We start from the raw sequence: 9,429 nt of genomic DNA on the forward strand, positions 1-9,429 counted from the left end.
TGAGGCCATGGCAATCGGCGAGTACGAGGTACTACCCGTGGTGGAAGAGGTCCCCGTAATCTGCGGCGTGTATGGCTCTGACCCACGCCGCCGGATGTGGCACCACCTGCTTAAAGTCAGGGATATGGGTTTTTCAGGAATCAACAATTTTCCGACCCAGTCCATCGTGGATGGCCATTTTCGGCAAGTACTTGAGGAAACGGGCATGGGCTTCGACAAAGAAGTGGAGATGGTGCAGCTGGCTTCGAAAATGGACTTGTTCTCGATTGTATATGTTGCCAAACCCGTAGAAGCCGCGCTAATGGCCGAAGCTGGTGCGGACGCCATCATTGCCCACGTGGGCACCACCGTCGGTGGCTCCATCGGGGTAGTGGAGGCTACCGTTAGCATGGACGAAGCCATCGAGCGCAGCCAGGCGATCATGGACGCAGGGAAAGCCATAAATCCTGACATTTTTTTCCTGGCCCACGGTGGCCCAATCAACACGCCGGAAGATGTACGGGTAGTTTTGGATAAATCCGATATGCACGGCTTCGTGGGAGCATCGTCGCTCGAACGGATGGGCGTGGAGCAGTCGCTGACCGATTTGACGAGAAGGTTCAAAGCTTTGACTTTGGGGAAGTAGAGTAGGTTGGGGTAGTTTCCGCGTCCTATTGGTATTGTATTAACAAAACCGCTACCGTTGAAAAAGCTCCCACCCATTGTCTTGGTACCCCTTCTTCTAACCCTCATGTCGAACTGGGCATTCGCCCAGGATCTGGTAGCTACCTACCTCCGCACCGAATACAAAGTCAGTCCGGTCACGGATGTTTCCGCTCCTCGATTAAGCTGGGAGCTTACTTCGTCGGAACGCAACCAATTACAATCGGCTTATCAAATTCTTGTCGCCACTTCACCGGAAAAACTTTCGGAGCAAGGCGCTGACCTTTGGAATTCCGGGAAGGTGAGTGGCCGCGCCACCGCGCAGGTAGTTTACGCTGGTAAAAAACTGGCATCGCGCCAGATATGCTATTGGAAAGTACGTAGTTGGGATAAAAATGGCAAAGCGGGTGCGTGGAGCGAAGCTGCCCGTTGGGAAATGGGGCTTCTTGACAAAAAGGAATGGCAGGCGCAATGGATTGGCCTCGACCCCGACACGCTGGGCAGAGGCAAAATTTACCAACTACCCCCCGCGCCGTACCTGCGCCACGAAATAAAGGTCAAACCGGGTTTTCGCAAGGCTCGGCTGTACGTCACTGCCCTGGGTTTGTACGAATTCTCGATTAACGGCAAAAAAACAGGCGAAGATTTCCTCACGCCCGGCTGGACCGACTACGATCGGCGGGTGTACTACCAAACCTACGACGTGACCGAGCAAATAAAGTCTGGCATCAACGTCCTTGGTTCCCAACTTTCTTACGGCTGGTACGCGGGTTATTTGGGCTACGCTTTATTAGTTAAGAATCCGGTGGTAAGGGCATTTTACGGAAAAGTACCGCTACTAAAAGCTCAACTGGAAGTGGAATATTCCGACGGTCATATCGAAACCTTTGGCACTGACCAAAAGTGGAGAGCCAGCTTCGGTGCTCTGCTGGAATCTGACCTCATGCACGGCGAAACCTACGACGCCCGTCTCGAATGGCCAGATTGGCAAAAGCCCGGATTCAATGACAAGAAATGGCAAAAGGCCGGGGTGTATCCCGACCGTCCAGGCCGACTGGTGCAGACGTATCCTGCTCAGCCAGTACAGATCACCGGAATCCTCGCCGTAAAGAGCCAAACCCTGCGACCTGACGGCTCCTACATCCTGGACATGGGACAGAATTTCGCGGGCACCGTCCGGCTGCGCGTGAAGGGTGAGGCCGGCGATTCCATCCGACTGCGCTACGGCGAGAAGCTTTTCCCCGATGGGCGACTAATGACCGAAAACCTACGCATGGCGCGGGCGACGGATACCTATATCCTTAACGGAGATAAGGCTGGTGAAGAATGGATGCCAAAGTTCACATACAAGGGCTTTCAATACATTGAAATCAGCGGTTTGCGGACGGCACCTACTCCCGAAACGATTACGGGACTGGTCATCGGCTCAGAACTACCCAAGGTGGGTACCTTCGAAACCGACAACGCGATGGTCAACCAGCTGTACAGCAACATCGAGTGGACGCAGCGCTCTAACTACATCGATATCCCGACCGACTGCCCCCAGCGCGACGAGCGCATGGGCTGGACTGCCGACGCCCACGTGTACGTGAAGTCGGCCACCTTCAACCGCGACGTGTCGGTATTCTTTACAAAATGGACGGTGGATCTCAACGATGCGCAGTACGAGAACGGCGCGTACCCCCTCTACGCCCCGCGCCCTAATCTGCGCAAGTCCGACACCTACTCGCCGGGTTGGATGGAGGCAGGGATCATATGTCCCTACCAGATTTACCGCAGCTACGGTGACACCCGACTGATCCAAGAAGGATGGGTAAATATGGTGCATTTCATGGATTTTCTGGAAAAGCGAAGTAAGGGTGAAGACTTCTTTACCGAAGCTACTTTCGAAGACCTCAGCCCGAAAGGCGGTTTTGGCGATTGGCTATCCTTTGGGAAAAAGACGCCGCCCGATATGCTGGCATCGTTCTACTTTGCCTACTGCGCCGATTTGATGGCCGAAATGGCCATAGCTATCAGCAAGCCTGACGACCAGAAGCGCTTCCAGGAAATGGGTCAGAATGTGCGTAAAGCGTTACTTGACCATTATCAGGCTTCCAGCGGCCGCTTTAAAAGTGATACGCTGCCCTACGGCGACGGGGCAGGCTATGTGGACGGGAAGCTTGGTTTTATGGCTCACACCCAAACGGCGTACGCCAATGCCATTTATATGGACATAGTACCCCCCAAAGCGATGCCGCAAATGGGCAAGTACCTGGCTGAACTTCTTCGCCAGAATAGCGGCAAACTAGCCACGGGCTTTCTGGGTACCAAGCCGCTGCTACCCGCCCTGTCGGCTACCGGACACTCCGATTTGTCCTACGATCTGTTTCTAAGTACCGAATTTCCTTCCTGGGGCTTCGAGGTGGCCAATGGCTCCACGACTATCTGGGAGCGCTGGGATAGCTACACCAAAGAAGACGGCTTCCGCTACAATGCCGCTATGAATTCCTTCAACCATTACTCTTTCGGGGCAGTCTGCGAGTGGATGTTCGGCAACGCAGCAGGAATTCAGGCGGTAGATCCCGGCTTCCGGCATCTCAGGATTCGACCTGAGATAGATCCGAAATCCGGCCCCGACCGCATCAGTCGATTGAATGCCAGCTACCACAGCATCAATGGTTTGATCGAGTCAGCGTGGAATAAGGGCGATGACGGCTTAGTGATGAACGTTACCGTTCCGGTCAATACAACCGCCGATATCTTTGTCCCGGCGCGTTCGGCGACGGATGTTCTGGTGGATGGTAAAAAAGTAACTTCCTCTGCCGAAATGAAAGTTCGCGATAGTCAGAGTGGTCTCGTTATCCTATCTGTCGGCTCAGGTAGTTATGAAATCAAAAGCAAAATGAAGTAGAGCCAAAAAAAGGGGTACTTTTGCAAAAAAAGTACCCCTTTCAAAGCCTTTGCTTTATGGAAATCTTCGTCGGTAGTCTTCCCCTCACGCTCAGGAGATGGCATTTGCAGGAAATATTCGAGAAATACGGCGCGGTCTCTTCGGCTACCGTCGTGATCGATTACGACACCAAGCAGAGCAAAGGCTACGGCTTCGTCAAGATGCCTGACCGCTTGCAGGGACTCGATGCTATCGCCTCGCTCAATGGTCGCGAAATCGACGGCGTGCCGCTGGTAGTAAACGAAACTAAGTACCAGCGCGACGAAGGTCGCGAAAGCCGCGCCGAAAAACCCAAAGCTTCCAAACCGACAAATTTCTCCCGCGACCGCTACGCTAAGCCAGACGCCGCCAAGCCTGCCTCAACGCACCGACCCAGCAGTGGTCGGCCGGGTTTTGGTAAAAAGTCCAATTCAAAGAAAAAATAGTTCGCCTGGCCTGCAACCTTCCTCTTCTTGAATTCGTAACTGCTGAGTCTACACTGATTCTTCCAGGGGAAAAACTGCATTTCTAGTTGCCCAATAATGGAATAGTGCTGTTCGAATGGGGTTGATAGTGAACTCTGATTCTTGGAATAGTTTTAAAACAGAGTTTTTAAACTATTGAAAAACAGAAATTTAAGTTTTTCATTTCCTTTTAAAAGAAAAATTCTGATGATTTTTTCGAAAAAAAAACCTGTATTTGATTAGTAATAATATTATACACTTATATTTGCGCGAAATTTTGCTTATCCAATAGTTGCAATGGCAACCGATATTTAAAATCTATTAGCCGATTGACGGCTATTTCAAGCTTATCCGTTTTAAATTTTTATCAAACAAACCAACCAACTAAACATGAGAAGAATCTCTTTACTACTTCTGTTGCTGGGCACCTTGCTGACAAATTTGTCGGCCTTCGCCCAGGACATGACCGTCACGGGAACCGTGACCGACGAAACCGGCAGTACGCTGCCGGGCGTGAGCGTGGTGGTGAAAGGCACCACGCGGGGTACTACCACGGGAGCCGATGGCAGGTACAGCATGGCTGCTTCGCGCAATAATGTGCTGTCATTCAGCTTTGTAGGCTTTCTGGCTAAGGAAGTTACGGTGGGCAACCAATCCACGATAAATATTTCGTTAGCCCCCGATGTGGCTAATTTGGAGGAAGTCGTGGTGCTGGCTTTCGGTAGTGCCAAGAAAGCCAACTTCACGGGTTCGGCGGGTATTATTGATGCCGAGAATCTGAAAGTACGGCCTATTACGAATATTACCAGCGCCATTGCGGGTACTACCGCTGGGGTGATAGCGACCGCTGGCAGTGGTCAGCCGGGCACTGCTCCCGACATTCGGATCAGGGGTTTTGGCTCGATCAATTCAGGAAATGACCCTCTTTACGTAGTGGACGGGATTCCTTACACGGCCAGCATAGCCAACCTCAACCCCGACGACATCGAGAAAATTACGATCCTGAAAGATGCGGCTTCCACCGCCCTTTACGGATCGAGGGCCGCGAACGGCGTGGTGATGGTCACGACCAAAAAAGGTACGCTTGGGGCAAACAACATCAATGTAAAGTACACCAAAGGGGTGAACTCGCGCGGCTTGCCTGAGTACGACCGCGTAGGGCCAAGAAATTATTACCCGTTGATGTGGGAAGCCTACCGCAACAGCCAGGCTTACCGCGCCAGCAAGCCTGTGGATTTGGCCGTAGCCAGTGCCGATGCTACAGAAAGAGTTGTTTCATTGGTAGGGTATAATGTCTTTAACGTACCAAACAATCAACTGGTGAACTCGTCTGGGGAAATGAACCCCAACGCCCAACTGCTCTACGATGAGTCCGACCTGGATTGGTTTGCTCCCCTGGTTCGCCAGGGAAGCCGCGATGAGGTCAATGTCAATTTTTCGGGTGCGCAGGAGAAGTCGGACTACTACATCTCCATGTCCTACCTGCGGGACAAGGGCTACCTGATTCGCTCGGACTACGACCGCTTTACGGGACGGATGAACGTCAACAGCCAAATGAAATCCTGGTTCAAAGCCGGGGCGAACCTGTCGGCCACCATCATCAAGTCGAACCAGGCCGACGCCGGGAGCAGCAATACCTTCGTAAACCCCTTCAATTTTTCCAGAAACATGGGGCCGATTTATCCCGTGTACGCACTCGACCCGGCCAATCCCGGTCAATTCCTGACCAATGCCGATGGTACTCGTCGCTATGACTTTGGTAACCTCAATGCCCTGGGTCTGCCCAACCGCCCTCAATATGGCGGACGGCACTCGGTGGCTGAAACCGAGTTGAACCAGAACTTTTTCCGTCGAAATGTTATCGGAGCCAGGGCATACGCCGAGGTCAAATTCCTGAAAGACTTCCGTTTTACCAGCAATGTCGGTGTGGACATAACCAACATCAACAACGTAACATTCGGCAACCCGATCATCGGAGATGGTGCCCCGGCTGGCCGGGCGAATCACGAGTTTGTGAACATTACAGGCTACAACCTCAACCAACTGCTGAACTACGACAAGTCGATTGGAAACCACAATTTCGGTGTGCTGGTGGGCCACGAAAATTTCCAGGTAACAGACAATAGATTGGATGGCTCTCGCTCGCAGCAGATTCTGGATGGTAACGTCGAGTTGATCAACTTCACGACCACGACCAACCTTACTTCGCAGTACAACATCCGGCGGGTGGAGGGATACCTTTCCCGTGTCAATTACGATTACGACGAGCGGTACTTTATCTCCGCTTCAGCGCGGCGTGACGGTTCCAGTAAATTCTATAAGGACAACCGCTGGGGTACTTTTTACTCCCTCAGCGGTGCCTGGCGACTGGATCAGGAAGAGTTCATCAAATCTATCCCTATCATCAACCAGTTGAAATTGCGCAGCTCGTACGGACAAACGGGTAACGACGGTGGAGGAAACACGCAAGCCGGAGCTGACATCAGCTATTACGCCTGGCAGCCACTCTATAACCTGAATTGGAACAACGCCACCGAAGCGGGTATCTTGCAAAGCAGCCTCGGTAACCGGAATCTGGAATGGGAAGCCAGTAATGCATTCGACGTGGCTCTCGAGTTTGGCATTCTCAATAACCGCGTCTCGGGTACGGTCGAGTACTTCGACCGTCGGTCGTCTAACCTCATTTTTGAAGTACCGCTACCTTGGTCGTCAGGAATCAACACCGAGACGCGCAACATCGGCACACTGTCCAATTCCGGTATAGAGCTTCAATTTGATTTTGAGCCTATCCGTAAAAAGGACTTTACCTGGGCGATTGGATTCAATGCGACAAGTTTTAAAAACAAAATTACCAAAATGCCGGAGGAGACTCCCGAAATTATCACGGGTACCAAAAAGTACAGCGTGGGTTCTTCGATCTACGACTACTGGTTGCGTGAGTACGTGGGTATCAATTCCGAAACGGGAGAAGTGGAGTACCGGGCCGAAACTTTCAATGCCTCCAACTCGCGTATCACCGAAACTGGCGACACGCTGACGACGAGTATCAACAACGGGCGTTTCCATTACAATGGTAGTTCTATCCCCAAACTGATGGGCGGAATTACCAACAGGTTCAGCTATAAGGGTCTGACTTTGTCGGGAATTCTGGTGTACCAGATCGGTGGCAAAATCTACGATGGTGCCTACCAGGGTCTGATGAGTTCAGGCGGCTACGGTAGTGCCAAGCACGTCGATATCCTGAACCGCTGGCAGAACCCCGGCGACATCACCAACGTACCTCGCATGGACGAGGGCCGGACGGGCGATTTCGACGCTACCTCCGACCGCTGGCTGATCGACGGAAGCTACCTGAACATCCGCAGCGTAACACTGTCGTACCAGTTCCCCAAAAGCCTCGCCTCCAAGGTCTTCACGCAGAACCTGCAGCTTTACGTCAGTGCTGAGAACTTCTTCCTGCTTTCAAAACGCAAAGGAATGAATGTCCAGCGGGACTTCAGCGGAATTACCAACAACTCCTACAGCCCCTCCAAGAGTATGGTTATGGGAATTTCATTCACGCTTTAAAAATAATTTTGAATGAGTGAATGATAGAATGATAGAATAAAAAAATAAATACTCTATTCTATTAACCCATTATTCACTCATTCACTCATTCACTAATTCAAAATTGATTTCAGTATGAAAAAGAAACTATTTGCGCTGACCATCGCGATTGGGTGTATGTCGGCTATATCCTGCAGCGACGATTACCTCGACACCACGCCCACGGCTAGTGTGGACGCCGGGGCCGCTTTTTCGACTACCAAAAACGCTACTGCAGCCATCAATGGCATCTACCGTGCGATGGTAGTACGTTACCAGAGTTCACAGGGTTTTTTCGGGTATCCAGCCCTCATGATCATCCAGGATGTACTGGGTGAGGATTTGGTGTTCGGAAATTCTTCGAATGGCTGGCATTTTAGCGAAGGCCGCTGGTTGAGCCACCGCAACGAAGCTTTCAACCTGACCGAAACGCCTTACCAGATGTACTACCGTTTGATTGGTAACGCCAATCTTGCCATCGTAAACCTCCCCGACGCTGTCGGCCCAAAGGAGGATCGTGACCGCCTAATGGGTGAAGCACTCGGATTACGGGCCTTTTCGTACTTCAACCTGGTTCAGCTTTACGGGAAGCGTTACGACGCCGCCGCCAAGCCTAATACTCAACTGGGCGTACCGCTGGTACTTGCCCCCACCACGGAAGGCGTGCCCCGCAATACGGTCGAAGAGGTATATACTCAAATCAACAAAGATCTGACCGAAGCCGTCGCTTTACTGACTTCTAACCGTGTGGCAAAATCACACATCAACAAAGAAGTGGCTAATGGCTTACTGGCCCGCGTGGCCCTGGTGCAGCAACGTTGGGCCGATGCGGCCACTTATGCCGTCGCCGCTCGCAAAGGCTACCCGCTAATGTCGATTATGCAGTATCAGGATGGTTTTGCCGACCTCACGAATCCTGAGTGGATCTGGGGATTCGATCACCTGGAAGATCAGTCGGAGTTCTTTGGTGCTTACCATTCCTATATCTCGTCAAATTACAACTCGTCCAACATCCGGCAAACGCCCAAGGCGATCAACAGCTTGCTATACGCCAAGATCCCGGAAACGGACGTGCGCAAGAAATTGTGGGTCGAGAAGCCTACGAAAGATAATTCCATAACGCCTCCCGGTGGCGTACGGGTACCCTTCATGAACCAGAAATTCCGCTTGCCCGGCACGCCTTCTACCAGTACGCAGGGCGACATCCCCTATATGCGGGCTGCCGAAATGTATCTGATCGAAGCCGAGGCTTTGGCCAAGCAGGGCAAAGAGGCCGATGCCGCTAAAGTACTTTTTGAACTGGCCAGCAAGCGTGATCCGGCTTACAAACTGTCCACTAAGACGGGAGCCGCCCTGCTGGAAGAGATTTACTTCCAGCGCCGCATCGAACTCTGGGGTGAGGGCCACCGCTTCCTGGATTTGAAGCGCCTGAATATGCCGCTCGACCGTAACGGGGCCAACCACAACCCTGCCGTCGCCGTGATCTTCGACGTACCCGCCGGGGATGTGAAATGGGAGTTCCTGATTCCCCGCCGCGAACTCAACGCCAATAAAGCTCTCGTGCAGAACCCGCTTTGAGTTCTAATTTTGAATTAGTGAATTATTGAATATAATTCACTTAAAACGCCCGCTTCCGTCCAGTACGGGGGCGGGCGTTTTGTTTTACCTTTGCATCAATCTTAGTTTAACTCTCAACTCTCAACTATCCACTATCCACTATCCATTGAACAAAGTTCTTTTCCTCACGCCCCCCTTCACGCAACTCAACACGCCCTATCCGGCGACAGCTTACCTGAAAGGTTTTCTGAATACGGTGGGTATCGAGTC

General features: G+C 51.9%; 5 protein-coding genes. All 5 read left to right on the forward strand.

Annotation, left to right across the window (positions count from 1 at the left end; genetic code table 11):
- The coding region (locus ACEW8P_RS18015) for a phosphoenolpyruvate hydrolase family protein (protein ID WP_373514463.1) at positions 1-625 on the forward strand (625 nt) is incomplete at its 5' end.
- A gap of 57 nt (positions 626-682) precedes the next feature.
- Positions 683-3,535 carry a family 78 glycoside hydrolase catalytic domain gene (locus ACEW8P_RS18020; protein ID WP_373514464.1) on the forward strand — a complete coding sequence of 951 codons (2,853 nt, stop codon included), beginning with the start codon at positions 683-685 and terminating at the stop codon, positions 3,533-3,535.
- 56 nt (positions 3,536-3,591) lie between these two features.
- Positions 3,592-3,999: an RNA recognition motif domain-containing protein gene (locus tag ACEW8P_RS18025; RefSeq protein WP_373514465.1), complete on the forward strand. Its 408-nt coding sequence runs from the start codon at positions 3,592-3,594 to the stop codon at positions 3,997-3,999.
- A gap of 408 nt (positions 4,000-4,407) precedes the next feature.
- Positions 4,408-7,584 carry a SusC/RagA family TonB-linked outer membrane protein gene (locus ACEW8P_RS18030; RefSeq protein ID WP_373514466.1) on the forward strand — a complete coding sequence of 1,059 codons (3,177 nt, stop codon included), beginning with the start codon at positions 4,408-4,410 and terminating at the stop codon, positions 7,582-7,584.
- A 114-nt stretch (positions 7,585-7,698) separates the two neighbouring features.
- Positions 7,699-9,180 carry a RagB/SusD family nutrient uptake outer membrane protein gene (locus tag ACEW8P_RS18035; RefSeq protein WP_373514467.1) on the forward strand — a complete coding sequence of 494 codons (1,482 nt, stop codon included), beginning with the start codon at positions 7,699-7,701 and terminating at the stop codon, positions 9,178-9,180.
- Positions 9,181-9,429: the final 249 nt, after the last annotated feature.

This window comes from Persicitalea sp., assembly GCF_041751555.1.
GTDB lineage: Bacteria > Bacteroidota > Bacteroidia > Cytophagales > Spirosomataceae > Persicitalea.